At 67.2% G+C, this 24887-nt stretch carries 21 protein-coding genes and 1 tRNA gene; 10 read left to right on the top strand and 12 right to left on the bottom strand.

Going from position 1 to position 24887, the window contains the following annotated elements:
- Positions 1-36 precede the first annotated feature (36 nt).
- The 4 genes from DID98_RS11135 to DID98_RS11120 all read right to left on the bottom strand — a co-directional run bounded on the left by DID98_RS11135 (position 37) and on the right by DID98_RS11120 (position 4434).
- Positions 37-113, bottom strand: a tRNA-Met gene (locus DID98_RS11135).
- Positions 114-237: 124 nt separating this feature from the next.
- Positions 238-1896 carry an MFS transporter gene (locus DID98_RS11130; RefSeq protein ID WP_124486914.1) on the bottom strand — a complete coding sequence of 553 codons (1659 nt, stop codon included), beginning with the start codon at positions 1894-1896 and terminating at the stop codon, positions 238-240.
- A 238-nt stretch (positions 1897-2134) separates the two neighbouring features.
- Positions 2135-3688 carry a sensor histidine kinase gene (locus DID98_RS11125; protein WP_124570691.1) on the bottom strand — a complete coding sequence of 518 codons (1554 nt, stop codon included), beginning with the start codon at positions 3686-3688 and terminating at the stop codon, positions 2135-2137.
- 17 nt (positions 3689-3705) lie between these two features.
- A complete protein-coding gene (locus tag DID98_RS11120; protein WP_124486916.1) occupies positions 3706-4434 on the bottom strand; it encodes a response regulator transcription factor in 729 nt (242 codons plus the stop codon).
- Positions 4435-4624: 190 nt separating this feature from the next.
- Between DID98_RS11120 and recA the strand changes: the two genes are divergently transcribed.
- The 9 genes from recA (at position 4625) to DID98_RS36220 (ending at position 13786) form a co-directional block, all read left to right on the top strand.
- The gene (gene recA / locus DID98_RS11115) at positions 4625-5695 is read left to right on the top strand and encodes a recombinase RecA (protein WP_044844523.1); all 1071 of its coding nucleotides are present in this window, start codon (positions 4625-4627) and stop codon (positions 5693-5695) included.
- Positions 5695-6564 carry a recombination regulator RecX gene (gene recX, locus DID98_RS11110; protein ID WP_124486917.1) on the top strand — a complete coding sequence of 290 codons (870 nt, stop codon included), beginning with the start codon at positions 5695-5697 and terminating at the stop codon, positions 6562-6564. Before recA ends, recX begins: the two co-directional genes overlap by 1 nt.
- Positions 6565-6710: 146 nt before the next feature.
- On the top strand, positions 6711-7319 hold the full coding sequence (locus DID98_RS11105) for a DUF2889 domain-containing protein (RefSeq protein WP_044844521.1): 609 nt from the start codon (positions 6711-6713) through the stop codon (positions 7317-7319).
- A gap of 68 nt (positions 7320-7387) precedes the next feature.
- Positions 7388-8554 (top strand): ADP-forming succinate--CoA ligase subunit beta, encoded by a 1167-nt coding sequence (sucC, locus tag DID98_RS11100; RefSeq protein WP_006755512.1) that lies wholly within the window; start codon positions 7388-7390, stop codon positions 8552-8554.
- 68 nt (positions 8555-8622) lie between these two features.
- Positions 8623-9504 (top strand): succinate--CoA ligase subunit alpha, encoded by an 882-nt coding sequence (sucD, locus tag DID98_RS11095; protein ID WP_006477916.1) that lies wholly within the window; start codon positions 8623-8625, stop codon positions 9502-9504.
- 166 nt (positions 9505-9670) lie between these two features.
- Positions 9671-10375, top strand: a complete 705-nt coding sequence (locus DID98_RS11090) for a TerC family protein (RefSeq protein ID WP_044844520.1) — start codon at positions 9671-9673, stop codon at positions 10373-10375.
- A 97-nt stretch (positions 10376-10472) separates the two neighbouring features.
- A complete protein-coding gene (locus DID98_RS11085; RefSeq protein WP_044844519.1) occupies positions 10473-11069 on the top strand; it encodes a pilin in 597 nt (198 codons plus the stop codon).
- 171 nt (positions 11070-11240) lie between these two features.
- Entirely contained in the window at positions 11241-13019 is a 1779-nt protein-coding gene (locus DID98_RS11080) for a Wzy polymerase domain-containing protein (RefSeq protein ID WP_124570690.1), read from the top strand.
- A gap of 107 nt (positions 13020-13126) precedes the next feature.
- Complete coding sequence (locus tag DID98_RS36220; RefSeq protein WP_260428061.1) at positions 13127-13786, top strand: TonB family protein; 660 nt, start codon at positions 13127-13129, stop codon at positions 13784-13786.
- Positions 13787-13907: 121 nt separating this feature from the next.
- On the opposite strand, the gene DID98_RS11070 is transcribed toward DID98_RS36220, so the two are convergent.
- The 4 genes from DID98_RS11070 to moaC form a co-directional block, all read right to left on the bottom strand.
- On the bottom strand, positions 13908-15092 hold the full coding sequence (locus tag DID98_RS11070; protein WP_124570717.1) for a glycosyl hydrolase: 1185 nt from the start codon (positions 15090-15092) through the stop codon (positions 13908-13910).
- Positions 15093-15171: 79 nt separating this feature from the next.
- Positions 15172-16152, bottom strand: coding sequence for a hypothetical protein (locus tag DID98_RS11065; protein ID WP_044844515.1), 981 nt, complete (start codon positions 16150-16152; stop codon positions 15172-15174).
- Entirely contained in the window at positions 16145-18832 is a 2688-nt protein-coding gene (locus DID98_RS11060) for a type VI secretion system Vgr family protein (RefSeq protein ID WP_124570689.1), read from the bottom strand. The genes DID98_RS11065 and DID98_RS11060 overlap by 8 nt, the downstream gene beginning before the upstream one ends.
- A gap of 215 nt (positions 18833-19047) precedes the next feature.
- Positions 19048-19536 carry a cyclic pyranopterin monophosphate synthase MoaC gene (gene moaC / locus DID98_RS11055; protein ID WP_044844513.1) on the bottom strand — a complete coding sequence of 163 codons (489 nt, stop codon included), beginning with the start codon at positions 19534-19536 and terminating at the stop codon, positions 19048-19050.
- Between the two features lie 275 nt (positions 19537-19811).
- Here moaC and DID98_RS11050 point away from each other — a divergent pair, with 275 nt between their 5' ends.
- Positions 19812-21506 (top strand): M48 family metalloprotease, encoded by a 1695-nt coding sequence (locus DID98_RS11050; protein ID WP_124486922.1) that lies wholly within the window; start codon positions 19812-19814, stop codon positions 21504-21506.
- A gap of 30 nt (positions 21507-21536) precedes the next feature.
- Here the strand turns inward: DID98_RS11050 and DID98_RS11045 are convergent, their stop codons facing one another.
- The 4 genes from DID98_RS11045 to waaF form a co-directional block, all read right to left on the bottom strand.
- Positions 21537-22142, bottom strand: a complete 606-nt coding sequence (locus DID98_RS11045; RefSeq protein ID WP_044844511.1) for a DUF2946 family protein — start codon at positions 22140-22142, stop codon at positions 21537-21539.
- Entirely contained in the window at positions 22135-23172 is a 1038-nt protein-coding gene (locus tag DID98_RS11040) for a hydrolase (protein ID WP_044844510.1), read from the bottom strand. Before DID98_RS11040 ends, DID98_RS11045 begins: the two co-directional genes overlap by 8 nt.
- 33 nt (positions 23173-23205) lie before the next feature.
- Positions 23206-23652 (bottom strand): nuclear transport factor 2 family protein, encoded by a 447-nt coding sequence (locus DID98_RS11035; RefSeq protein WP_006749968.1) that lies wholly within the window; start codon positions 23650-23652, stop codon positions 23206-23208.
- Between the two features lie 115 nt (positions 23653-23767).
- Positions 23768-24805 carry a lipopolysaccharide heptosyltransferase II gene (gene waaF / locus DID98_RS11030; RefSeq protein WP_044844509.1) on the bottom strand — a complete coding sequence of 346 codons (1038 nt, stop codon included), beginning with the start codon at positions 24803-24805 and terminating at the stop codon, positions 23768-23770.
- Between the last annotated feature and the right edge of the window lie 82 nt (positions 24806-24887).

Genomic DNA, 24887 nt, shown 5'->3' with positions numbered 1-24887 from the left:
GCCGCTGATCCTTGCGGAACAGCGGCTTTTCGCATTTGGTGGCGAATCAGGGACTCGAACCCCGGACCTGCGGATTATGATTCCGTCGCTCTAACCGACTGAGCTAATTCGCCGAAGACTTGAATTATGCTGATGTGCCGCCGGGCTGTCAACACCTTTTTTCGTCTTCCCTGAAAAAAGTTGCCGGCGGCCCGTTCGGGCAGTGTAGCGGGCGGGGTGGCCGCCCGCTACCCGACCTCAATCCTGCGCGTAGATATTGGAGTCCTTCGTCTCCTTGACGAACAGCACACCGATCACGAACGTGGCCAGCGCGATCACGATCGGATACCAGAGCCCCGAGTAGATGTTGCCCTTCGCCGCGACGATCGCGAATGCGGTCGCCGGCAGGAAGCCGCCGAACCAGCCGTTGCCGATGTGATACGGCAGCGACATCGACGTATAGCGGATCCGCGTCGGGAACATCTCGACCAGCATCGCCGCGATCGGGCCGTAGACCATCGTCACGTAGATCACGAGGATCGTCAGGATCACGATCGTCATCGGCCAGTTGAGCTGCGCCGGGTCGGCCTTGGCCGGGTAGCCGGCCGCCTTCAGCGTCGACGCGAGCGTCTTGTCGAACGCCGCGCCTTGCGCCTTCGCGTCGGCCGCCTTGCCGTCATACGCGGGGATCACCGTATCGCCGACCTTGATCTGCGCGGTCGTGCCAGCCGGTGCCGCGACGTTCTCGTAGTTCAGGCCGGCCTTCGCGAGCGCGCTCTTCGCGATGTCGCACGAGTTCGTGAACTTCGACGTGCCCACCGGGTTGAACTGGAACGAGCAGGCGGCCGGATCGGCGAGGACCGTGATCGGCGCCTTCTGCGTCGCGAGTTCGAGTTGCGGGTTCGCGTAGTGCGTAAGCGCCTTGAACAGCGGGAAGTAGGTGAGCGCCGCGATCAGGCAGCCCGCGAGGATGATCGGCTTGCGGCCGATCTTGTCCGACAGCGAGCCGAAGAACAGGAAGAACGGCGTGCCGATCAGGAGGGCGATCGCGATCAGGATGTTCGCGCTGGCGCCGTCGACCTTCAGCGTCTGCGTGAGGAAGAACAGCGCGTAGAACTGGCCCGTGTACCACACGACGGCCTGGCCGGCGGTCAGGCCGACGAGCGCGAGGATCACGAGCTTCAGGTTCTTCCACTGGCCGAACGCTTCGGTCAGCGGCGCCTTCGACGTCTTGCCTTCCGCCTTGATGCGCAGGAACACCGGCGATTCGTTCAGCTGCAGCCGGATCCACACCGACACCGCGAGCAGCGCGATCGATGCGACGAACGGCACGCGCCAGCCCCAGCTGCCGAACGCTTCCTCGCCGATGAAGGTGCGCACGCCGAGGATCACGAGCAGCGACAGGAACAGGCCGAGCGTCGCGGTCGTCTGGATCCACGCGGTGTAGAAGCCGCGGCGGTTCGCCGGCGCATGCTCGGCGACGTAGGTCGCCGCGCCGCCGTACTCGCCACCGAGCGCGAGGCCCTGCAGCAGCCGCATCGCGATGAAGATCACGGGCGCCGCGATGCCGATCGATGCGTAGCCGGGCAGGAAGCCGACCACGAAGGTCGAGATGCCCATGATCACGATCGTCACGAGGAACGTGTGCTTGCGGCCGACGAGGTCGCCGAGCCGGCCGAACACGATCGCGCCGAACGGACGCACGGCGAACCCGGCCGCGAAGCCGAGCAGCGTGAAGATGAATGCCGCGGTCGGATTGACTCCGGAGAAGAAGCTCTTGCTGATGTAGGCCGCGAGTGAGCCGGCCAGGTAAAAGTCGTACCACTCGAACACGGTGCCGAGCGACGACGCGAAGATCACCTTCTTCTCTTCGCCCGTCATCGGCGAGTGCGAAATTTGCCCGCCTAACGTTGCCATGAATCGTCTCCAAGTCCCTTGATATAGATGTGTGGCCGCCTTGGGTGGGCGGGCCTGTCGACGATTATTGGCACGGAAACTTACGGCGCACTGACTCGCGGGCGCAAAACGACTGCACGTTAACCCGCGCCGAATCGGCCGTTTCGTGCCCCGATCGTGTCGCGGCAGGGCGGTAAAACGCCGGTTTCGATGCGATCGCAGCGCGTATGCGGCGGTATGCGGTTCGGATCCGCCCGTATCAGGATCGATCCGCGGCGGTGTCCGACAACGGCAGGCTGACGCGCACGAGCGTGCCAGCGAGGCGCGGTGCGCTCTGATAGACGTGATCGTCGAGCGTCAGCGTGCCGCCGTGCTGCGCGGCGATCTCGCGCACGATCGCGAGCCCGAGGCCGCTGCCGTCGCCTTCGCGGCCGAGGATCCGGTAGAAGCGCTCGACCACGCGCTCGCGTTCGCCGGCCGGGATGCCGGGGCCCGTATCCTCCACTTCGAGATGCACGCGCCGCGCCGCAGGCTCGGCCCGCACGCGCACCGTGATGCGGCCGCCTTCGGGCGTGTAGCGGATCGCGTTGTCGACCAGGTTGCCGAGCATCTCGCGCAGCATCACGGGATTGCCGTCGACGTCGAGCGGCGTGTCGTCCTCCGGGCCTTCGTAGCCGAGGTCCATGCGCTTCGCGAGCGCGGCCTGCACCCAGTCGCGCACCGTGCGGCGCGCGAGCGCCCCGATCTCGACCGGCTCGAAGGTCAGCCCGCTCGCGCGATTCTCGGCGCGCGCGAGCGCGAGCAACTGCGTGACGAGCCGGGCGGCCTGCTCGGAGCTCGTCGCGATCTGCTCGAGCGAACGCTGGACGTCGGGCGGCACGGGATGGCGCAACGCGAACTCGGCCTGCGTGCGCAGCCCCGCGAGCGGCGTCTTCATCTGGTGCGCGGCGTCGGCGATGAAGCGCTTCTGCAGCGCCATGTTCTGTTCGAGGCGCGCGAGCAGGTCGTTGAACGACGTGACGAGCGGCTCGATCTCGGGCGGCGCGCGCTGCGCCTCGACGGGCGACAGGTCGTCGGGCCGCCGCGCGCGGATGTGCGCCTGCAGCGCGTTGAGCGGCGCGAGCCCGCGCGACAGCCCGAACCACACGAGCAGGATCGCGAGCGGCAGGATCACGAATTGCGGCAGGATCACGCCCTTGATGATGTCGTTCGCGAGCGCGTTGCGCTTGTCGAGCGTCTCGCCGACCTGCACGAGCACGGGCTGCGTGCTGCTCGACTCCGGCAGCGCGACGGTCGTATACGCGACGCGCACGTCGTTGCCGCGCAGCAGGTCGTCGCGGAACACGACGACGCCCGGCGGCGGGCGGTCCTCGTCGCGCGGCAGCGGCATGTCGGCCTCGCCCGCGACCAGCTCGCCGCGCGTGCCGAGCACCTGGAAGTAAACGCTGTCGACGTTGTCCGCGCGCAGGAAGTCGCGCGTCTGCTGCGGCAGCGTCAGCTCGGCGACGCCGTTGACCGGATGGATCTGCCGCGCGAGCACGTACGCGTTGGTCTCGAGCGCGCGGTCGAACGGGCCGTTCGCGATCGTTTTCGCGACGAGATAGGTGACGGCGATGCTCATCGGCCACAGCAGCAGGAGCGGCGCGAGCATCCAGTCGAGGATTTCGCCGAACAGCGAGCGCGGGCGCGCGGCCTCGGGCGTATCGGTTTCGTCGGGCGGCGCGAACGGGTTCGCGTAGCGCGCGTCGCGCACGGCGTCGGCGGCGGACGATGGCTCGCCGGTCGGATGGCGGGAATGGGCCGGCGTGGCCATCGCGGCGACGGCCGGGTTCAGCGCAGCGGCGTGCCGGCCGCCGCGGGCTGGGGCGCGGCCGGGTCGGCTGGCGCCGCGGGCGCGACTTTCTCGAGGCAGTAGCCGAGGCCGCGCACGGTGGAAATCCGCACGCCGCTCGGCTCGATCTTCTTGCGCAGCCGGTGCACGTACACTTCGATCGCGTTGTTGCTGACTTCCTCGCCCCATTCGCACAGATGGTCGACGAGCTGCTCCTTCGACACGAGCCGGCCGATGCGCTGCAGCAGCACCTCGAGCAGCCCGAGCTCGCGCGCGGACAGATCGAGCACGCGCTCGTTCGCATACGCGATGCGGCCGACCTGGTCGAACGCGAGCGAGCCGTGGCGCACGACGGTCGGGCCGCCGCCCGCGCCGCGCCGGGTCAGCGCGCGCACGCGCGCCTCGAGCTCGTTGAGCGCGAACGGCTTGGCCATGTAGTCGTCCGCGCCGAGGTCGAGCCCCTTCACGCGCTCGTCGACGCTGTCGGCGGCGGTCAGGATCAGCACGGGGAGGTTGGAATTGCGCGCGCGCAGGCGCTTCAGCACGTCGAGCCCGGACATCTTGGGCAGCCCGAGATCGAGGATCAGCAGGTCGAAGGACTGCATCGACAGCGCGGTATCGGCCTCGATGCCGTTCTTCACGTGGTCGACCGCATAGCCCGATTGGCGGAGTGACCGGGTGAGGCCGTCCGCGAGTATGCTGTCGTCTTCGGCGATGAGAATTCGCATGTTGCTGACCGATGGCCGGCGGGGCGTGCGCGCCGGCGCGGCTGTCTCCGAAGTTATCCGTGTACAACGCAGCCTGCATTGCGGGCTTGCATAAAACACTGTTTTTTTATACAGTGTCTGCATTCGTGGGCAGCGCTTGAAAGCGGGCGCGCCTCTGACAGACGCTGCTCATCATAGCAAAGGACGATTCATGGAAGATAGCAAGAAGGGCTCCGGGATGACCGCCGAGAAGAGCAAGGCGCTGGCGGCCGCACTCGCGCAGATCGAGAAGCAGTTCGGCAAAGGGTCGATCATGCGGATGGGCGACGGCGAAGCGGCCGAAGACATCCAGGTCGTCTCCACGGGCTCGCTGGGTCTCGATATCGCGCTCGGCGTCGGCGGTCTGCCGCGCGGCCGGGTGGTCGAGATCTACGGTCCGGAATCGTCGGGTAAAACCACGCTCACGCTGCAGGTCATCGCCGAGCTGCAGAAGCTGGGCGGCACCGCAGCGTTCATCGACGCAGAGCACGCGCTCGACGTCCAATATGCAGCGAAGCTCGGCGTGAACGTGCCGGAGCTGCTGATCTCGCAGCCGGACACCGGCGAGCAGGCGCTCGAAATCACCGACGCGCTGGTGCGCTCGGGCTCGATCGACATGATCGTCATCGACTCGGTCGCGGCGCTCGTGCCGAAGGCGGAAATCGAAGGCGAGATGGGCGATTCGCTGCCGGGCCTGCAGGCTCGCCTGATGTCGCAGGCGCTGCGCAAGCTGACCGGCACGATCAAGCGCACGAACTGCCTCGTGATCTTCATCAACCAGATCCGGATGAAGATCGGCGTGATGTTCGGCAACCCGGAAACCACGACGGGCGGCAACGCGCTGAAGTTCTACTCGTCGGTGCGTCTGGATATCCGCCGGATCGGCTCGATCAAGAAGAACGACGAGGTGATCGGCAACGAAACCCGCGTGAAGGTCGTCAAGAACAAGGTGTCGCCGCCGTTCCGCGAAGCGATCTTCGACATCCTGTACGGCGAAGGCATTTCGCGCCAGGGCGAGATCATCGATCTCGGCGTGCAGGCGAAGATCGTCGACAAGGCCGGCGCCTGGTACAGCTACAACGGCGAGAAGATCGGCCAGGGCAAGGACAACGCGCGTGAATTCCTGCGCGAGAACCCGGAAATCGCCCGCGAGATCGAAAACCGCATTCGCGAGTCGCTCGGCGTTGCCGCGATGCCCGATGGCGTAGTCGACGAAGCCGAGGCGATGGACGAAGAAGAGTGATGGTCGGGCGCCGAGGTCACGCTGGCGAACCGGACCCGAGCGACGCGCCCGACACGGCGGGCCGCTCCGGCCGGCGAGCCGCGTCCTCGGGGGCCGACCGGCGGGGCGCGGGCAGTCAGTCCGCGCACCGCACCGCGACGAGGGCATCCGACGATGCCCTCGTTTCGTTTGAGATCACCGCACCGGTCGATCCGTTCGACGACGACGAATCGTTCGACGCGCACGACCGGTCGCGCCGTCGCGTGTCCGGTGTCGGCTTCCCGGGCGAGCGCGCAGCCGATGCGGCGGCGTCGGTCAAGGAAGATGTGTATACGCGCAGCAGCCAGCATCCGCGTCGCACACGCCGTGCGGCCGGCGGTTCAGGCAGCGCTGCTTCCGGCGACGAGGCCGGCGCCACCGGGCGCAAGTCGTCGAAACCGCCACGTTCGCTGAAGGGCCGCGCACTCGGCTATCTGTCACGGCGCGAATACAGCCGCGCCGAACTCGCGCGCAAGCTCGCGCCGTACGTCGGCGAGGACGAATCGGTCGAGCCGGTGCTCGATGCGCTGGAACAGGAAGGCTGGCTGTCCGATGCACGCTTTGCCGAGAGCCTCGTGCATCGCCGCGCATCGCGCGTCGGCGTCGCACGCATCGTCAGCGAACTGAAGCGCCATGCGGTCGGCGACAACCTCGTCGAGGAAGTGAATGCGCAGTTGCGCGAGACCGAGTGGACCCGCGCGCAGGCCGTCTGGCGCAAGAAATTCGGTGCACTGCCGCAAACGCCCGCCGAGCGCGCGAAGCAGGCGCGCTTCCTTGCCGCGCGCGGCTTTTCGAGCGCGACCATCGTGAAGTTGCTGAAGGTCGGCGACGATTTCCCGATCGACGACTGACCGCTTCGGTCGCGCGCGCTGCGCGCGATTTTGCTGCAATGCAACCGTTTCCGGACAGGCGGGAATACCCGCCGTCGCGGCCGGATGCCTCAAATACCCAATATGCTAAAATCCACGGGTTTTCCTCTTCGGCCTCAACCTCCAGCATGCCGCTATCCGAGCCCGTGCCCCGTCAGTTGCGACATCGACGCGCAATCCGAGCGGAAGCCTACGAGCGCGACGACGGCTTGTGGGACATCGAAGCCTGCCTGACCGACCACAAGCCGCGCGATGTCGCGCTTGCGTCGGGCATCCGGCCCCAGGGCCTGCCGATCCACGAACTCTGGCTGCGCGTGACCATCGATCGTGACCTCAATGTCGTCGACGCCGAAGCGTCTTCGGAGTGGGTTCCCTATCCCGGTCACTGTCAATCCGCCCCTCCCGCCTATCGGGCCCTCATCGGGCTCAACCTCTTCCGCAATTTCCGCCGCAACGCGAACCGGCTGCTCGCCGGCGTCGCGGGCTGTTCCCATCTGACCGAACTGTGCGCCGTGCTGCCGACGGCAGCGATCCAGGCGTTCGCCGGTGACGTGTGGAACGTGCGCGAAGAGGGCGGCGAAGGGCCGGACCATGACGGCGAGCACGTCGAGCCGCCTTTCCAGCTCGGCCGCTGCCGGGCATTGCGGTTCGACGGCGAGGTCGTGCGGCAGTACTACCCGCGGTGGTACGGCCCGCTTCGGCCGGATCTGCCCGGTGAGGGCAGCACGAAGGAATGAACGGAAATCATTCGAAGAAGCGTCTTAAGCGACATTTCATCCAACTCTCAGACTGAAGGGAATCACGCATGAAGATTCACGAGTACCAGGGTAAGGAAATCCTGCGGAAATTCGGAGTCGCGGTACCGCGCGGCAAGCCGGCGTTCTCGGTTGACGAGGCCGTCAAGGTGGCAGAAGAGCTCGGTGGCCCGGTTTGGGTCGTGAAGGCTCAGATTCACGCGGGTGGCCGTGGCAAGGGCGGCGGCGTGAAGGTGGCGAAGTCGATCGAGCAGGTCCGCGAATACGCGAACCAGATCCTCGGCATGCAGCTCGTCACGCACCAGACCGGTCCGGAAGGCCAGAAGGTCAACCGCCTGATGATCGAAGAAGGCGCCGACATCAAGCAGGAACTGTATGTCAGCCTCGTCGTCGACCGCATCTCGCAGAAGATCGTTCTGATGGGTTCGAGCGAAGGCGGCATGGACATCGAGGAAGTTGCCGAAAAGCACCCGGAACTGATCCACAAGGTCATCGTCGAGCCGTCGACGGGCCTGCTCGACGCGCAGGCCGACGACCTCGCCGCGAAGATCGGCGTGCCGGCTGCTTCGATCCCGCAAGCACGCGCGATCCTGCAAGGCCTGTACAAGGCGTTCTGGGAAACCGACGCATCGCTGGCTGAAATCAACCCGCTGAACGTCTCCGGCGACGGCAAGGTCATCGCACTCGACGCGAAGTTCAACTTCGACTCGAACGCGCTGTTCCGTCACCCGGAAATCGTCGCGTACCGCGACCTGGACGAAGAAGATCCGGCTGAAATCGAAGCGTCGAAGTTCGACCTCGCGTACATCTCGCTCGACGGCAACATCGGCTGCCTCGTGAACGGCGCAGGCCTCGCGATGGCGACGATGGACACGATCAAGCTGTTCGGCGGCGAGCCGGCGAACTTCCTGGACGTCGGCGGTGGCGCGACGACCGAGAAGGTCACGGAAGCGTTCAAGCTGATGCTGAAGAACCCGGACCTGAAGGCGATCCTCGTGAACATCTTCGGCGGCATCATGCGCTGCGACGTGATCGCGGAAGGCGTGATCGCCGGTTCGAAGGCCGTGAACCTGAACGTGCCGCTCGTCGTGCGCATGAAGGGCACGAACGAAGACCTCGGCAAGAAGATGCTGGCCGATTCGGGCCTGCCGATCATCTCGGCTGACAGCATGGAAGAGGCTGCGCAGAAGGTTGTCGCGGCTGCCGCAGGCAAGTAAGCGCGCTCAATGAATAGGTATGGCGGCGCGGTTTGCACGCGACGCCAATCGAACAGAGGTCAAAATACATGTCGATTCTGATCAACAAGGACACGAAGGTCATCACGCAGGGCATTACCGGCAAGACCGGTCAATTCCACACGCGCGCCTGCCGTGAATACGCAAACGGCCGCGAAGCATTCGTCGCGGGCGTGAACCCGAAGAAGGCCGGCGAAGATTTCGAAGGCATTCCGATCTACGCGAGCGTCAAGGAAGCGAAGGCCGAAACCGGCGCGACCGTGTCGGTCATCTACGTTCCGCCGGCAGGTGCTGCTGCTGCGATCTGGGAAGCGGTCGAAGCCGACCTCGATCTCGCGATCTGCATCACGGAAGGCATTCCGGTTCGCGACATGATCGAAGTGAAGGACCGCATGCGTCGCGAAGGCCGCAAGACGCTGCTGCTCGGGCCGAACTGCCCGGGCACGATCACGCCGGACGAACTGAAGATCGGCATCATGCCGGGTCACATCCACCGCAAGGGCCGCATCGGCGTCGTGTCGCGTTCGGGCACGCTGACGTATGAAGCGGTTGCGCAGCTGACGGCACTGGGCCTCGGCCAGTCGTCGGCAGTCGGTATCGGCGGCGACCCGATCAACGGTCTGAAGCACATCGACGTGATGAAGATGTTCAACGACGATCCGGATACGGATGCGGTCGTGATGATCGGCGAAATTGGCGGTCCGGACGAAGCCAATGCCGCCGAGTGGATCAAGGACAACATGAAGAAGCCGGTCGTCGGCTTCATCGCTGGCGTCACGGCGCCTCCGGGCAAGCGCATGGGCCACGCCGGCGCGCTGATCTCGGGCGGTGCGGATACGGCCGAAGCGAAGCTGGAAATCATGGAAGCGTGCGGCATCACCGTCACGCGCAACCCGTCGGAAATGGGTCGCCTGCTGAAGAAGGCGCTGTAATTTCCGCGTGGTTCATCCTGCAAAAAACGCCGGCTTCGCCGGCGTTTTTTGTTATGCTCGCGCAATGAATTTGTAAGCCCCGGGGCTGCGCGATGCATGTTCCGGCATTGACCCGGGCCGCCTGTTCGACAGCCGTTGCCCCGCACCCGATCACCCGATACTGCTCATGCTTGAATTCCTGACGTCGCTCCACTGGGGCGCGGTGTTTCAGATCGTCATCATCGACATTCTCCTCGGCGGCGACAACGCGGTCGTGATCGCGCTCGCATGCCGCAACCTGCCCGCCAACCAGCGGCTGCGCGGCGTCGTGTGGGGCACGGCCGGCGCGATCCTGCTGCGGGTCGCGCTGATCGCATTCGCGGTCGTACTGCTCGACGTGCCGTTCCTGAAGTTCGGCGGCGGCCTGCTGCTGCTGTGGATCGGCGTCAAGCTGATGGCGCCGGACGCCGATGCGCACGACAACGTGAAGCCGGCCGACCGGCTGTGGGACGCGGTGAAGACGATCGTTATCGCCGACGCCGTGATGAGCCTCGACAACGTGATCGCGATCGCCGGCGCGGCCGAGCAGGCCGATCCGTCGCACCGGCTGGCGCTGGTGATCTTCGGGCTCGTCGTCAGCGTGCCGATCATCGTGTGGGGCAGCACGCTGGTGCTGAAGCTGCTCGACCGCTTTCCGGTCGTCGTCGCGCTGGGCGCCGGGCTGCTGGGCTGGATCGCCGGCGGGCTGATGGTGCACGACCCGGTCGGCGACCGCTGGCCGGTACTCGATACGCAGGCCGCGATCTACGGCGCGAGCATCGCCGGCGCGCTGTTCGTCGTCACCGCGGGTTACGCGCTCCGGCGCCGCCGCGGCGTCCCGCGCGCGCATTGACGTTGGCCGTCCGGCCGACTGCCGGGGCCGCGGCCCGCTGGCTACGATCGAAACGCCTGCCTGATCCGGCAGGCGTTTTTCGTTTCCGGAGCCAGTCATGTTCGAAGCCTTTTCCGTTTCCCTGTTCCGTCGCATCGCCGCCGATCTGCGGCGCGCGCGCCGGCCGGCGCCGCGCTGGCGGCCGGCCGGCTTCACGCTGATCGAGCTGATGATCGTGCTCGCGATCGTTGGCGTGATCGCGGCCTATGCGATTCCCGCGTACCAGGATTACCTCGCGCGCTCGCGCGTCGGCGAGGGGCTCGCGCTCGCGTCGTCCGCGCGGCTCGCGGTCGCCGACAATGCCGCGAGCGGCGCGGGCCTCGACGGCGGCTACAGCCCGCCGGCCGCCACCCGCAACGTCGAATCCGTCGTCATCGACGGCGACACGGGCCAGATCACGGTGGCGTTTACCGCCCGCGTCGCCGCGGCCGGCGCGAATACGCTCGTCCTCGTGCCGTCCGCGCCGGACAAGGCCGATACGCCGACCGCGCGCGTACCGCTGAAAAAGGGCACGATGCAGGCCGGGGCGATCGCATGGGAATGCTTTGCCGCCGGCAAGGCTGCGTCGTCGCTCCCGGCGCCGGGCGCGGGCCCGCTGCCGGCGGAGGCCGCGACGTTGCCCGCGAAATATGCGCCGGCGGAATGCCGCGCGTAGGGGCGGGGGCATGCCGGCCAGTGCGGGGCCGCGTGCACGGCACGGCGCCCGCCGTGCCGGCGGGTTGCGCCGGTCGCACCGGTCGCGCCGCGTCGGGTGACGGTGCGACGGGCCCGCACAGAGCGGGGAAAGTTTTGTATAGTGCGCCGATTGCTGACATCCGGTTCGCTCATGCCTTCTACTTTTTCCCGTTCGTTGCCGCTCGTTGCGCTGGCTGTCGCCCTGATCGTGCCGTACTCGATCACGAATCACACGTATCCGATTCCAACCTTCTATTCAGAATTTGCCGCGCTGGTGCTGTATCTGCTGGTGGGGCTCTCCGTCGTCCTGCTCGCGCGCACGGGCCGCCCGGCCGAGCCGTTCGCCGCGCCGGCCGCGTTCGTCGCGCCGCTCGGGTTCGCGGCGGTGCTGATCGCGCAGGTCGCGCTGATGCCGCTGAAGGTGCCGTCGATGAACTGGCTGGCGGTCGGCTATCTGGCCGCCGCGCTGGTTGCGATGCAGGCCGGCTACACGCTCGCGCGCGAGGGGCTCGCCGAAGCCGTCGCGCGAATGATGTCCGGCGCGCTGCTCGTCGGCGGGGTGTTCGCGGTCGCGAGCCAGATCGTTCAGCTGTTCCATCTCGAGTCCGCGGTGTCGCCGTTCGTCGTCGTGTACAACATCGCGGTCGATCGCCGCCCGTACGGCAACATGGCGCAGGCGAACCACCTGGCGACCTACATCGCGTTCGCGCTCGCGGGCGCGCTGTATCTGGCGCAGACGCGCCGGCTCGCGGCATGGGCGTGGCTCGCGCTGTCGATCGCGCTGTCGGTCGGGCTCGCGCTGACGGTGTCGCGCGGCCCGTGGCTGCAGGTCGCGGTGCTGGTCGTCGCGGGTTTCTGGATGGCATGGCTCGAGTCGCGCCGCGCGCCGGGCAACCGCCGCGCATGGCTGATGCCGGTCGCGCTCGCGGTGATCTTCGTCGCGGTGAACGTCGCGGTGCGCTGGGCCAACGTGCACTTCCACCTGGGACTCGCCGAGTCGGCGGCCGACCGGATGCGCGACGCGGGGCAGATCGCGCCGCGCCTCGCGCTGTGGAAGTACGGGCTTGCGATGTTCCGCGAGCATCCGTTGCTCGGCGTCGGCTGGGGCGAATTCCCGTCGCACCAGTTCGCGCTCGTGCGTACGCTCGGCGGTGTCGAGATCGCGAACAACTCGCACGACATCTTCATCGACCTGCTCGCGAAGTCCGGCCTCGTCGGCCTCGGCGTGCTCGTCGTCGCGCTCGTCACATGGTTCGTGCGCGCGGTGCGCGCGCCGCAGTCGAGCACGCGCGTGTTCGGCCTCGCGCTGATCGGCATCCTGCTGATGCATGCGCTCGTCGAATATCCGCAGCAATACATGTTCTTCCTGCTGCCGGCGATGTTCGTGATCGGCCTGCTCGACGTGAAGCCGCTGCGTATCCTGCCGGGCCGCGTGGCGTTCGGGTTGTTCGCGGTGCTGTCGGTCGGCGGCGTGCTGGCGGCAGTGCCCGTGCTGCGCGACTACCAGCGCGCGGAAGTGCTGTACTACGGCAGCGAACCGGCCGCGCAGTACCGCGACGCGCCGTCGCTGCTGTTCGGCGCGTGGGGCGATTACGGCGCGGCCACGCTGCTGACGATTTCGCCGGACAACCTGCCGCTCAAGCTCGTCGCGCACGAGCGCGCGATCGCGCTGCTGCCCGGCGAGACGGTGCTGCGCCGCTATGCGACGCTGCAGGCGCTGGCCGGCCGCGACGCCGACGCGCTCGATACGGTTGCGCGCCTGCATGTGTTCGCGAAGGAGTTGAAGGATTGGCCGCAGCAGCTTGGGTTGCTGTACAAGCTGTGCGACCAGCAGCCGGCGCTGAAGGCGTTCAAGGCGGCGGTGGTCGCGAAGTACGGAGAAGTCCCGGCCGACGCGGACGACGACGACTCGGACGACGATTCGGAGTGACGCCGCGCGGCGCCGGGCGGGGAATCCCGGCGTCGGTCGGATTGCGGTGGAGCAGGGGAGCGATGGCAGCCCGGGACGGTGCGGCGATTGCTTCCCGCGAAGAATGGATGCCGGCCGGATACGGCGCGATTCGCGTCAACCATTGTCAAATCGCCGCCACGCGCGAGGCGGCGCGTGCACAATGCGCGAAAGCGTTCGCGTGCATGGCCGCCCGGAGCGGGCTGCCGGCACGAACGCTGCCCCCGGATTTCCGGGAACCCGCGCAGCAGGATCGCGACCGGGCAACCATCGGTCGTGCGGCCGCAACGGGGCGCCGGTCCGATGGCCGCGGCGCGGGGCGATGCACGCGATGCGGCCGGACGATGTCGGCCGGCGCGGCAATCGTCCGCAACAGTACTCAAGAACGATATTCGACCATGGCTCTTCGCTCGACCATCCTGATCCTGCCTGCCGTCGCCGTGCTGCTTTCCGGCTGCGCGATGCTGTCGTCGTCGCAGGACAGCAAGCTGACCTGCCGCATTCCGCGCGCCGTCTACCCGGATGGCGCGAAGCCGCTCACGCGTCCCGTCACCGTGCTCGTGCGCGCGCTGATGACGACCTCGGGCGAAGCCCAGAACGTCACCGTGACGACCAGCAGCCGCAATGCCGCGGCAGACCGCGCGGCCGTCGACGCGATGACGCATGCGACCTGCGCGCAGACCGGCGCCACCGCGAATCCGTTTCTGCTCACGCAACCGTTCGTGTTCGAGCCGCGTCGCGGCGAGTGATGCGAGGCACCGTGGCCGCTGATGCGTGTGCGGCCAGGGCCGTCGTACGCGAGACAGTTCGCTGCGGCTCGCGATTGCGCAGCCGCAGCGAGGGCCGGCCACCGAGGCTTCCGGTGCGCGCTCAGAAGGTCCGTTTCTTCAGCGTATAGGCATGCAGCCAGTACAGCGTGTTGGTCTGCGCGTCGAAGTAGCCGCCCTGTGCGGTCTTGTCGGTCGTTTTATTCCACGATTTGCCGGCGTCGGTGCTGCTGAACGTCAGGTCGACCGGTGCGCCGCCGCCGGTGCCGCCGCTTCCGGAGTTCGGATCGGTCGCATAGACGAGCAGGAGGCCGTTGCGACCGATGCTCATGCTGTCGAGCGTGAGCTTCTCGTCGAACGTGCGCAGTTGCTGCACGGCCTCGGGATGGTCGTTCGTCCACGTGGAAATGGCGCCCGTCCGGCGGCCGTTGTCGGGACCCTCGCCGTTTTGCGGCTTGTCGAGATGCGACAGCGTGTACAACGAATAACGTGACCCTGATCCCGGCGTGGGTGGCGTGGTGTCGAGCGCAGTGACGACCTGGCCTGGCAGCACGGTATCCGTCACGAATGCGTGCTGCCCCCAGTCGAGCCGATCGACCACGCTGTGACCCGGCGCTTCGGCAGTCTGTGCGACGTAGTAGGCGATCCGCAGAACCCCGTCCGGGCCGAGGCTGATTGCATTGAAATCCTGGCGCGTGTCGCTGCCGCTGTGGGCATCGGCCGGCACGTCGATCGCCTGCCACGTGTTTCCGCCGTCCGCGGTCCGCCATATGCGGGGGCCCCAGCCGGCCGCGTAGCCACGTTGCGGATCGAGAAAGAGCAGGCGGCCGATGTTCCGGTTTTCGGGCCATTGAAGTTGCGACCATGTCTGGCCGCCATTGCTCGATTTCCACAGCCTGGTGGTTTGCGGCGCGTTGCCGCCGTGCGCCTCGGGAGCCTTGTAGTTCATCCATGACGTGCTGATGAACTGAACGGTCCAGTCCGGCGAGTACCACCAGGCGGCCTCCTGGCCAACCTGCTGGAAATGGCGCTTCATCCCGCCGTCGATCGTGCCGCGGAAGAAGCTGATCGTCATGCGGTTCAGCAACTCGCCGGTGTCGTTCATCCATGCTTCGGTCGGCTCGGGCCGCTGCGGCTCGTTCGATTCGGCCTGCGGCTTGAACGTCACTTCGGGATTGGCGAGCTTGACGCTCATCACGTCGTTGCCCTTGATGCGGAAGTTGCCGCCGCCATACGGCGCGTCGTCCCGCATGAAGCTTGTCGAAATCGTCTCCCAGCCCGTCGTCATATTTACGTACCCGTATGTTGCAATGGCCAGGGCAACGAGGCCACCGGCGATCCATTTCCAGCGCTTGTGTTTTCGCATGTCACTTTTTCAGCAAACGTTCGAGCGCGCGGTTAACTTCGTCGGCCGCATCCGAACCCCACTCGCGTGCCTTGTCGGCGGCGTCCGAACCCCACTCGCGCGCCTTGTCGGTGGCGTCCGAGCCCCACTCGCGGGCTTTGTCGACCGCGTCCTTGCTCCATTCGCGCGCTTTTGCCTTGGCGACGGGAATGCCCGCGTCGATTGCCTGTTTGCGCGTGCGCCCGTCGGCCCATTCCTCGATGTTCGGCCGCCTGCCGATCTTGATGAGATCCGAGACCGGCAGGCCGGCCAGCCCTCCGTCCAGATACGCCAATGGGTGAGTGACAAAGGCGAAGGTCTTGAACGTATCTCCGCCCTTGTCCAGTTCCAGTTCGTATCGCTTCACCTGCATCGAGAGCTTGCCGTTTCCCGGTTTCGCGCTATTGAATGCGATCTGGTTTCCCTGCATGTTCTGATACAGCCCGATCTCGATGTATTTCTGAAGCCACCAGCGCGCGTTATCCAGCCATTTCTTTCCTTTTATCGTGAGGGCGGGATAGAGATTGGCGCCGTAATCCGAGCAATAGTAGTAGCCGTAACTCACATAGTAATCGGGCGGCTTATGCCCGCACCCGATATGACGCATCATGAAATTACCGTGGCGGGACCAGTCCGAATCGGTGCTTTTCGGTTTGATCAGTTCCTCTCGCCGATGCAGCAGTTCATGGACGACTTTCTTGTCTTTCCACGGATCCCATGACGTTGCGAATTTCTTCACGGTCTCCCATGCGCTCGACACGCTGACCTTCTCTACCGTTTCCCAGTATTCGCCGTGAAGCGGCAGGTAGTAGAACGGGCAAGTCCCCACGATGGAATCCGCCGCCGGCGTCACATGCTTGTCGCAGATATTGATCGCCACCTTCGGCCGATCCTTGTACCCCGTCGGCGTCAGCATCCCCGCGCCGGTACCCAGCACGTTGTCCTTCTGTTGCACGTCAGCCATTCGATTTCCCCAAGAACTTGACGACGACGTCGTGCGGCACGTGGCTCTGCGTGAGCCCGGTCTCGCCTGCCGCGTTGGTGACGCCTTCCGAGATCAGCGTGCCGTTCGAGAACATCTGGTATCGCGTATTCGCGACCGGAATGTCGGTGCCGGCCCAGTGCGCGATGAACGCCTGGTCGTAGTTGCCGCTCGAGTTCGGCAGCGTCGGCATGGTTTGCGACAGGTGCGTGGGGCCGTTGAACAGGTGCTGCGCACCCTTGATGTCGATCTTGCCGGGCGCGTGCACCTCGATGTTGCCGTCCGCGATGCGGATGTAGGCGCCGCCGGAAGTCAGCAGGATTTCTTTCGCTGCCGCGCCTTCGATCGACTGCGTGGCCGCCACCAGTTTCAGCGCCTTCTGCGCGGTCAGTTCGATGTTGTCCGCCTGCGCCTGGATTTCCACCTTGCCCTTGCCGGCGAACAGCTTCATGCCTGCGTTCTGCGCGAACAGGCTGATCCGGTCGAGGACGCTCGCGATCAGCGACTTGCCGGCCGCGACGTGCGTGCTTTGTCCGCTGACGAGGTTGACGTGCCGGTCCGCGGCGAACTGCACGGACTGCTGCGTCGACAGCGCGATGCCGGCCGGGCTGCCGAACAGCATCACGGGCTCCTTGAACGCGTTGGCCGTGCCGGTGCCGCCGCCGGCGGTCCTGCCGCCCGCGGTGCTGCCGCTCACGCTGTTCTGCGTCGCGTCGCTGAACTGCTTCAGCGCCGTGTGGCCGGGGTCGAGCGACTCGCCCTGATGCTGCGCGCTGACCTCCGACATCGTTTCCATCAGGCCTTCCGCGCGGACGAGCTGCTGTTGCGTTTCCTTCACGTCGAGCGGCTGGCTTGCCGGCTGCTTCGGGTGCGTCGTGACGTACAGCCCGCGGCTCGCGCGCACCGCGCCGTATGCATCCGAGCGCAGGTCGAAGCCGCTGCCGAGATAGCTGCCGCGATCGTTGCCCGTGTGGTCGATCAGGTAGCCCAGGTGCAGGTGCGTGTTGGCCTGGCTGCTGTACAGGTGTACGCGGTTCTGCGACGTCGCGTCGTCGAGCACCAGCTGGTTGTAGCCGGCACCCGCATATTCCTTCGACCGGTAACCGGACAGGATGCCGTTGCTGTGCCATTGCGGGCTCGTCGCACCGTTGTAGACCTTGCCGACGATGATCGGACGATCGCAGTCGCCGCCGAGGAAGTCGACCAGCACTTCCTCGCCGCTGCGATGCGGATGAACGGCGCCATAGCCGTTTCCGGAATCCGATGCCGTGGCACGCAGCCAGCACGACGCCTTCTCGTCGCCGTCGTTCAGGCGATCCCAATGGAATCGGACCTTGACCCGGTTGAGCGCGTCGGTGTGGACTTCTTCGCCCTGCGGTGCGACGACGATCGCGGATTGCAGATGCATCGGCGGTTTCGCGTGCTCGAATGGGCTGCGGAACGGCACCGTCGTGCGCTGCGCCTCGATGCTGACCTGGAAAATACCCTCGCTGCCGTCCGGATGCCGGACGTACGACAGATCCGTGCCGCCGGCTCGCACGAGCGCGCCGATGTCGGCCTGCAGGCTGTGCGGGAACCCGGCCTGTCGGTCGGCGACGGGCAGGTTGTTGGCGATCAGCCAGGCCGTCTCGATCACCGCGAAGCGGCGCTGGCCCGCGTCGTCCTTGTCGTGTTCGGGGTGATCGGCGAGCTCGAACGTGCGTCCCGCATCCATGCGCCGGACGCCGCCGATGCCGTGAAAACGCTTCGCAAGCGACTCCTGCTGCTCCATCCAGAGCTTCGACAGATGGTCGCCGCGAGACTGTTCGGGGTACGTGTAGGCGCCGGTGTATTCGTAGACTTCGAGCTGCTGCGGCAGGTCGCCCTGGTTCGCGATCGTCGGCAGATGAGTCGCCTTCGGATTCGACGCGGTGGGCGGCTGCTTGTAGTCGAACGTGCGCGTCGTACGCTCGACGCTGCGCAGCGTGCGCGTGCCGGAGAACTGGACGAGCGTGTCGGCCTCGTCGCGTGCGCCGGCGTGATGAAAGCGCACGGTCGGCGGCGACAGCGCGGGCAGCGCGTCGATCCGGTCGACGACGACGAGCGTGTGTGACTTGCCGTCTTGCGCCTGCTCCCAGAAACCGTACAGGCCTTCCGATTCCAGCAGGCGGTGCACGAAGTTCCAGTCGTCCTCGTATTGCATGCAGAACGAGCGGGACGGCAGCGGCTGGTAGAGCCTGAAGTCGAAGCAGCCCCTGGCTTGCGGGTGCTGGTTCAGGACGTCGGCGATGATCTCGTCGGCGGGTTTGTCCTGCCAGATGCGCTGGTCGCGGCGGAACTTCAGGAAGTGCAGGAACGACGCGAAGACGATCTGGTAGTGCGTGAGGCCGCTGTCCGACCCGAGCCGGCGGGCAGCATGCACATACCCGTGGTGCGGCGCGTACGACTTGTCGGCCTGCTGGATCCGCAGCGTGACGGGCTGCGCGATCAGCTTCTTGAGCTCGATGTCGTCGGACACCGACACGGCGTCGACGGTGAACTCGAAATGACGCCCGAGCCGGGAGCGTCCCTTGACGCGATGGGGCAGCAGGACGTCAGGGCCGAGCGGCGTCTCTAGCTGGACGAGTCGTTCGTCCTGGATCGGCCCGGCCAGCCGTGCGTTTCTCAATGCTTGCGAATTCATCACCCGTGCTCGCTTTTTTTGTGCTGGGTCGCACGCTCTCCCGTGCGGAATCCGCCAATTGTATGAGATAAACGCCAGCTATCTCGAATTTGCCTTTCAACGACATTTCAAATGCGGTCGGCGCGTCGGCCTGACGGGGCAGGGCGTGCACGTCATCCGGTCGGGCAATGGTCGGGCGTGGGTGGTTCAGGCCGGATCGACCAGGCCCGGGCCGCTCAGCCCGCGACATCCTCCGCCTTCCAGTCCCCCGACTTCCCGCCGCGCTTCTCCCTGACGCTCACCTCGGTGATCACCATCCCGCGATCCACCGCCTTGCACATGTCGTACACGGTGAGCAACCCGACCTGCACGGCCGTCAGCGCTTCCATCTCGACGCCGGTCCGCCCGAACGTCTCGACCTGCGCGACGCAGTGCACGCCCGGCAGCGCATCGTCGAGTTCGAAGTCGACGGCCACGCGCGTCAGCGCGAGCGGGTGACACAGCGGAATGAGGTCGGCGGTGCGCTTCGCGCCCTGGATCGCGGCGATCCGCGCGACGCCGAGCACGTCGCCTTTCTTCGCCTTGCCGTCGCGGATCAGCGCGAAGGTCGCCGGCAGCATCCGGATCGTGCCGCGCGCGATCGCGATGCGTTGCGTTTCCTGCTTGCCGCCGACGTCGACCATGTGGGCGTGGCCGGCAGCGTCGAAATGGGTCAGTCCTGACATGTCTTGCTCCAGTGGAACGGCGTGCGCGCGCGCGAGCACGTCACCCGATCCTGCTTCGTGACCGGCTGGGGCGCCGAATCCCTCTCTGCACCCCGATCCGATCCAACGTTTCAACGGGCGCCTATCATAGCAGTGGCCTTCGCGGCACCGGGCGCGCAGATGGCGCACTTGCCGCACGGGACAGTTGCGATGTCGCCGGTACAATGACCCGAATATTCAGACCACACGCCGCAATGCGCGCCCGGCGCGCGGTGCGGCGTCGCTTTCATCCTGCCATGCGTGTCAAACAGTTGCTTGCCGTGCTGCTGTCGGCGGCGCTCGTGCTGCCGCCGAGCGGCCATGCACAGCGCACCTCCGCGCTGCCGCTAGAGCCGGCGACCGGCGCCTCGCCGTCGATCTCCACGGTGCCGTCGGGCATCGCGACCGGCGTGTTCGGCACCTACGGCGGCGCGGAAAGCCGGTTTGCCGGCGCCGACGGCGCGTCCGCGCCCGGCGCGAGCCTGCGCGCGCCGCTGCGCACGCTGGAGCTGCCCGACCTCGGCGACGGCTCCGGCGGTTCGCTCACGCCGCAGGCCGAACGCCGTCTCGGCGAGCGCGTGATGCGCGAGGTGCGGCGCGATCCGGACTATCTCGACGACTGGCTCGCACGCGATTACCTGAACGCGATCGCGAAGCGGCTCGCGGCGGCTGCGGCGGCGCGCTACATCGGCGGCTACATGCCGGACTTCGAGCTGTTCCCGGTGCGCGATCCGCAGATCAACGCGTTCTCGATGCCGGGCGGCTTCATCGGCATCAACAGCGGGCTGGTCGTCACGACGCAGACGGAATCCGAACTCGCATCGGTGGTCGGCCACGAGATGGGCCACGTGCTGCAGCGGCACATCGCGCGGATGATCGGCGCGAACGAGAAGACCGGCTACACCGCGCTCGCGACGATGCTGCTCGGCGTGCTGGCAGGCGTGCTCGCGCGCAGCGGCGATCTCGGCAGCGCGATCGCGATGGGCGGGCAGGCCTATGCGGTCGACAATCAGCTGCGCTTCTCGCGGTCGGCCGAGCGCGAAGCCGACCGCGTCGGGTTCCAGCTGCTCGCCGGTGCCGGCTACGACCCGTACGGGATGCCGGGCTTCTTCGAACGGCTCGAGCGCACGTCGATGGGCGACGCGGGCGTGCCAGCCTATGCGCGCACGCACCCGCTGACGGGCGAGCGGATCGCCGACATGGAGGATCGCGCACGCCGCGCGCCGTATCGGCAGCCGCACCAGTCGGCCGAATATGGCTTCGTGCGCGCGCGGTTGCGCATTCTGCAGAACCGCGCGCCGAATGACATCGCGGCCGAGGTGCGCCGGATGCAGCTCGAGCTCGACGATCGGACGGCACCGAACGTCGCGGCGAACGCGTACGGGATCGCGCTCGCGAACACGCTGCTCGGCCAGTACGATGCGGCTGACAAGGCGCTCGCGTCGGCGCGCGCCGCGTTCGACGCGCGCGAGCGGCGCGCGGACGATCCGGCGACGAGTTCGCCGAGCCTCGACGTGCTTGCGGCCGACATCGCCCGCCGCGCGGGACGGACCGACGACGCGGTGCGGCTCGCGGCGCTCGCGCAGCGGCGCTGGCCGGCGTCGCATGCGGCGATCGTCGCGCACCTGCAGGCGCTGATCGCCGCACGCCGCTTCGCCGACGCACAGGCGCTCGCGCGCACCCAGGCGCAGGCGGACCCCGAGCAGCCGGACTGGTGGGATTACCTCGCGAAGGCGAGCGACGGCCGTGGCGACGTGCTCGCGCGGCGCCGCGCGCTCGCGGAGAAGCTGGCGCTCGACGGCGCGTGGCCGTCGGCGATTCGCCAGCTGAAGGAGGCGCGCGACGCGAAGGACGTGTCGTTCTACGACCAGTCGATCATCGGCGCGCGGCTGCTGGAATTCGAGGCGCGCTACAAGGAAGAGCGCGAGGACGAGAAGAACGGCCGCGGATGACGGCCGTCAGACGGGCAGGCTGCTTGCGCTTCAGCTTCCGGTGCTGCCGCCGTTCGGCGCGCCCGACGTATCGTGCGCCCGCTGCGCGGGACTCGCGACGAAGCCGAACGTCGCCGGCACGTCGGCACGGGCGAGACTGCCTAGCGGCAGCGTGCGCCCGTCGCGCCAGCGCAGCACGGGCGGCGTCGCGTCGAAGTCCGCGTGATCGGCGAACAGGCCGAGGTCGTGGTCGTGCAACGCCGCGATGCGCGGCGGCGTGCCGGGCGCGCGCAACAGCACGCCGCCCGCATCGTCGAGCCACGCGGCGTCCGGCTCGAACGGCGCGCCGGTCTGGTCGGCCAGCGTGAGCTGCCCGTCGCGCTCGGCCAGGCGCACGACCCACGGCGTATAGGCGAGCTCGACGTACACGCGTTGCGGCCCGTTCTGGAAGAACCACTGGCCGTGCGCATCGCATTCGTAGTTGCGCCCGATGAACGCGTTCAGCGCCGCATGCCGGACCGGCGAGCCGAGCTCGCCGGCGGCCTGCGCGGCGTCGTCGCGCAGCCGCCATTCGCCGCGCCGGTCGAGCAACAGCCAGCCGGTGCAGTGCGGCACGTTCGGCCACTTGGCGAGGGCCTGCCTGACGATGTCATCCATGGTCGACGAATTTCGAGCAATAGCCGAACACCCGCGCCGACAGCCAGTCGAGGCGGCCGGGGAACGGCCCGGTCATGAATCCCGCATGGCCGCCGTCCGCCGGCTGGTCGAGCTCGACGGCCGGCGACACGTCGGCGGCACTCGGCAGCGCGGATTCGGGCAGGAACGGATCGTTGCGGGCGTTGAGGATCAAGGTGGGCACGTCGATCGCGGGCAGCAGCGGGCGCGTCGTGGCCTGGGTCCAGTAGTCGTCGGCGTCGGCGAAGCCGTGCAGCGGTGCGGTCACGACTTCGTCGAAGTCGCGCATCGTCACGGCCCGCAGCATCGCGTCGCGGTCGAACAGCCCCGGATACTGGTCGAGCTTCGCGAGCGCCTTGCGTTTCAGCGTCTTCAGGAAGCTGCGCGTATAGACCATCGCGAAGCCCTGCGACAGCGCGCGGCCGCCCGCGTGCACGTCGATCGGCGTCGAGATCGCGGCGGCCGCGTGCACGATCGACGTGTCGCTGCGGTGCTCGCCGAGCCAGCGCAGCAGCACGTTGCCGCCGAGCGACACGCCGGCCGCGACGATCGGCCCGCGATGCCGCGCGGCGAGCCGGCGCAGGATCCAGTCGACCTCGGCGCTGTCGGCGAGATGGTAGAAGCGCGGCTGCCGGTTGAGCTCGCCGCTGCAGCTGCGAAAGTGCGGGACGACCGCGTGCCAGCCCTTCGCGCGCGCGGCGGCCATCATTGCCAGCGCGTAGTGCGAGCCGGAACTGCCTTCGAGGCCGTGGAACAGCACGAACAGCGGCGCGTCGGGCGGCGGCGCGGCACTGTCGAGATGCGCGACCCAGTCGAGATCGATGAAGTCGTGGTCGGGGGTTTCCCATCGCTCGCGTCGGTACGCGACCGCCGGACGCCGTGCGAACAGCGCGGGCACGATGGTTTGGGCATGGCTGTTCGGCAGCCAGCGCGGTGCGCGATAGCGCAGTGAATCGTCGTCGGGGGCCGGGGCCCCTGTCAGCGGCGAGGTGGGCGGAGAAGCCGTACTCATGATCGCCCCGCTAATGCGTTGCTTCGTTCTTCGTCAGTGCAGCGGACCCTGCCCGTGACGGATCTTCGCGGCGAATTGTCCGGCCGCTTGTTCGGGAATCGGGCTCGCGTGAATATGCGCGATGCGCCACTCGCCGCGTTCGTGAATCATCACGTACGTGGCGAAAACCATGTCGGGTTCGGCCGTCAGGTCGGCCTGCTGATGCGCTTCGGCGATCGTGTAGACGACGGTGCCGAGGCTGTCGTATACGCGGATGTCGAGCGGTTCGATCGTCACGGGGCGCGTCGCGAGCCGGTTGGCCAGCCCGCTGCGGATCTGGTCGAGGCCGTGCAGATGCTCGCCGTCGGCCCAGACGCAGCTGGCGAAGTCCTCGTCGATCCACAACCCCAGCAGCGCGTCGAGATTGGCATCGGCGACGGCCTGGTAGTAGGCGTTCAGCGTATCGGCAGCGGCTTCGAAAAGGCGGGCAAAACGTGGCATCGGGGTTATCTCTCGCGCGCGTCGCGCGCCGTATTCAGCACGGCGGCCCGGATGGAGCCGCCGTACACCGGTGAATCGGATTGCCCGGCGCGTCGTGCGACGCTGCCGGCCAGGGTCAGCGCTGCCCGACGAGCATGCCGCGCAAATCGCCGAATACCTGCTCGGGACCGAGTTCGCGCAGGCACTTCAGATGGCCGAGCGGGCACTCGCGTTCGAAGCAGGGACTGCATTCGAGATGCAGCCATTGTACCTTCGCCAGGTCAGACAGCGGAGGAGTGTGGCGCGGATCGGTCGATCCGTACAGCGCGACGAGCGGCCGGCGCAACGCGGCCGCGACGTGCATCAGCCCCGAATCGTTGGTCACGACCGCGTTCGCGCGCGCGATCAGCGCACATGCCTCGGACAGCGACGTCTGCCCGCACAGGTTGCGCACGTTCGGCGCGTGGTCGGCGATCGCCTGCGCGGCGGCGGCATCCTTCTGCGAGCCGAGCGCGACGATCTGCGTGTACGGGAACGACTGGTGGACGATCGTCGCGAGCGTCGCGAAATGCTCGGGCGGCCAGCGCTTGGCCGGGCCGTATTCCGCGCCGGGGCAGAACACGACGAGCGGCTTGCGCGTATCGAGATTGAAACGCGCGGACACGCGCGCCGTCTCGTTCAGGTCGGCGTCGAGGCGCGGCGCGGGCAGCGTCTTCATCGACTCGGGCAGCTTCGCGCCCGGCGCATACGCGAGCGCCGCGTAGTGGGTCGTCATCGGCGCTCGCTCGGCCGATTTGTCCGGGTTCGCGTGCCGCACGTTCAGCAGGCCGTAGCGATGCTCGCCCGTGTAGCCGATCCGCAGCGGGATGTTCGCGAGCCACGGGATCACCGCGGACTTCAGCGAATTCGGCAGCACGTACGCCGCGTCGTAGCCGACGTCGCGCAGGTCGCTCGCGAGCTGCCAGCGACGCAGCAGCTGCAGCTTGCCGTGCGCGAGGTCGGTCGCGTAGACATCGTGGATCTCGGGCATCCGCTCGAGCACGGGCGCGACCCAGGTGGGCGCGACGGCATCGATCGCGATGCGGGGATGGAGCTTCTTCAGCAGCGCAAAAAGCGGCTGCGCCATCAATGCGTCACCGATCCAGTTCGGTGCGATAACCAGCGCTCGACGCATCAGGTCGACTTCCGATGTCGTAATGAAGCACGGCGCACAGGCACCGCGTTCGGGTTGTCAGAACAGGAAAAGGGCGGCGCGC

It is taken from the genome of Burkholderia sp. Bp8984 (genome assembly GCF_003853755.1).
Classification (GTDB): Bacteria; Pseudomonadota; Gammaproteobacteria; order Burkholderiales; family Burkholderiaceae; genus Burkholderia.
The sequence above is the reverse complement of the archived record's forward strand: the minus strand, read 5'-3'. Positions and strand labels throughout refer to the sequence as shown.

What these genes read in the sequence shown, in the direction of transcription:
- DID98_RS11130 (WP_124486914.1), bottom strand. Translation starts at nt 1,896, where the DNA reads ATGGCAACGTTAGGCGGGCAAATTTCGCACTCGCCGATGACGGGCGAA.
- DID98_RS11125 (WP_124570691.1), bottom strand. Translation starts at nt 3,688, where the DNA reads ATGGCCACGCCGGCCCATTCCCGCCATCCGACCGGCGAGCCATCGTCC.
- DID98_RS11120 (WP_124486916.1), bottom strand. Translation starts at nt 4,434, where the DNA reads ATGCGAATTCTCATCGCCGAAGACGACAGCATACTCGCGGACGGCCTC.
- recA (WP_044844523.1), top strand. Translation starts at nt 4,625, where the DNA reads ATGGAAGATAGCAAGAAGGGCTCCGGGATGACCGCCGAGAAGAGCAAG.
- recX (WP_124486917.1), top strand. Translation starts at nt 5,695, where the DNA reads ATGGTCGGGCGCCGAGGTCACGCTGGCGAACCGGACCCGAGCGACGCG.
- DID98_RS11105 (WP_044844521.1), top strand. Translation starts at nt 6,711, where the DNA reads ATGCCGCTATCCGAGCCCGTGCCCCGTCAGTTGCGACATCGACGCGCA.
- sucC (WP_006755512.1), top strand. Translation starts at nt 7,388, where the DNA reads ATGAAGATTCACGAGTACCAGGGTAAGGAAATCCTGCGGAAATTCGGA.
- sucD (WP_006477916.1), top strand. Translation starts at nt 8,623, where the DNA reads ATGTCGATTCTGATCAACAAGGACACGAAGGTCATCACGCAGGGCATT.
- DID98_RS11090 (WP_044844520.1), top strand. Translation starts at nt 9,671, where the DNA reads ATGCTTGAATTCCTGACGTCGCTCCACTGGGGCGCGGTGTTTCAGATC.
- DID98_RS11085 (WP_044844519.1), top strand. Translation starts at nt 10,473, where the DNA reads ATGTTCGAAGCCTTTTCCGTTTCCCTGTTCCGTCGCATCGCCGCCGAT.
- DID98_RS11080 (WP_124570690.1), top strand. Translation starts at nt 11,241, where the DNA reads ATGCCTTCTACTTTTTCCCGTTCGTTGCCGCTCGTTGCGCTGGCTGTC.
- DID98_RS36220 (WP_260428061.1), top strand. Translation starts at nt 13,127, where the DNA reads ATGCCGGCCGGATACGGCGCGATTCGCGTCAACCATTGTCAAATCGCC.
- DID98_RS11070 (WP_124570717.1), bottom strand. Translation starts at nt 15,092, where the DNA reads ATGACGACGGGCTGGGAGACGATTTCGACAAGCTTCATGCGGGACGAC.
- DID98_RS11065 (WP_044844515.1), bottom strand. Translation starts at nt 16,152, where the DNA reads ATGGCTGACGTGCAACAGAAGGACAACGTGCTGGGTACCGGCGCGGGG.
- DID98_RS11060 (WP_124570689.1), bottom strand. Translation starts at nt 18,832, where the DNA reads ATGAATTCGCAAGCATTGAGAAACGCACGGCTGGCCGGGCCGATCCAG.
- moaC (WP_044844513.1), bottom strand. Translation starts at nt 19,536, where the DNA reads ATGTCAGGACTGACCCATTTCGACGCTGCCGGCCACGCCCACATGGTC.
- DID98_RS11050 (WP_124486922.1), top strand. Translation starts at nt 19,812, where the DNA reads ATGCGTGTCAAACAGTTGCTTGCCGTGCTGCTGTCGGCGGCGCTCGTG.
- DID98_RS11045 (WP_044844511.1), bottom strand. Translation starts at nt 22,142, where the DNA reads ATGGATGACATCGTCAGGCAGGCCCTCGCCAAGTGGCCGAACGTGCCG.
- DID98_RS11040 (WP_044844510.1), bottom strand. Translation starts at nt 23,172, where the DNA reads ATGAGTACGGCTTCTCCGCCCACCTCGCCGCTGACAGGGGCCCCGGCC.
- DID98_RS11035 (WP_006749968.1), bottom strand. Translation starts at nt 23,652, where the DNA reads ATGCCACGTTTTGCCCGCCTTTTCGAAGCCGCTGCCGATACGCTGAAC.
- waaF (WP_044844509.1), bottom strand. Translation starts at nt 24,805, where the DNA reads ATGCGTCGAGCGCTGGTTATCGCACCGAACTGGATCGGTGACGCATTG.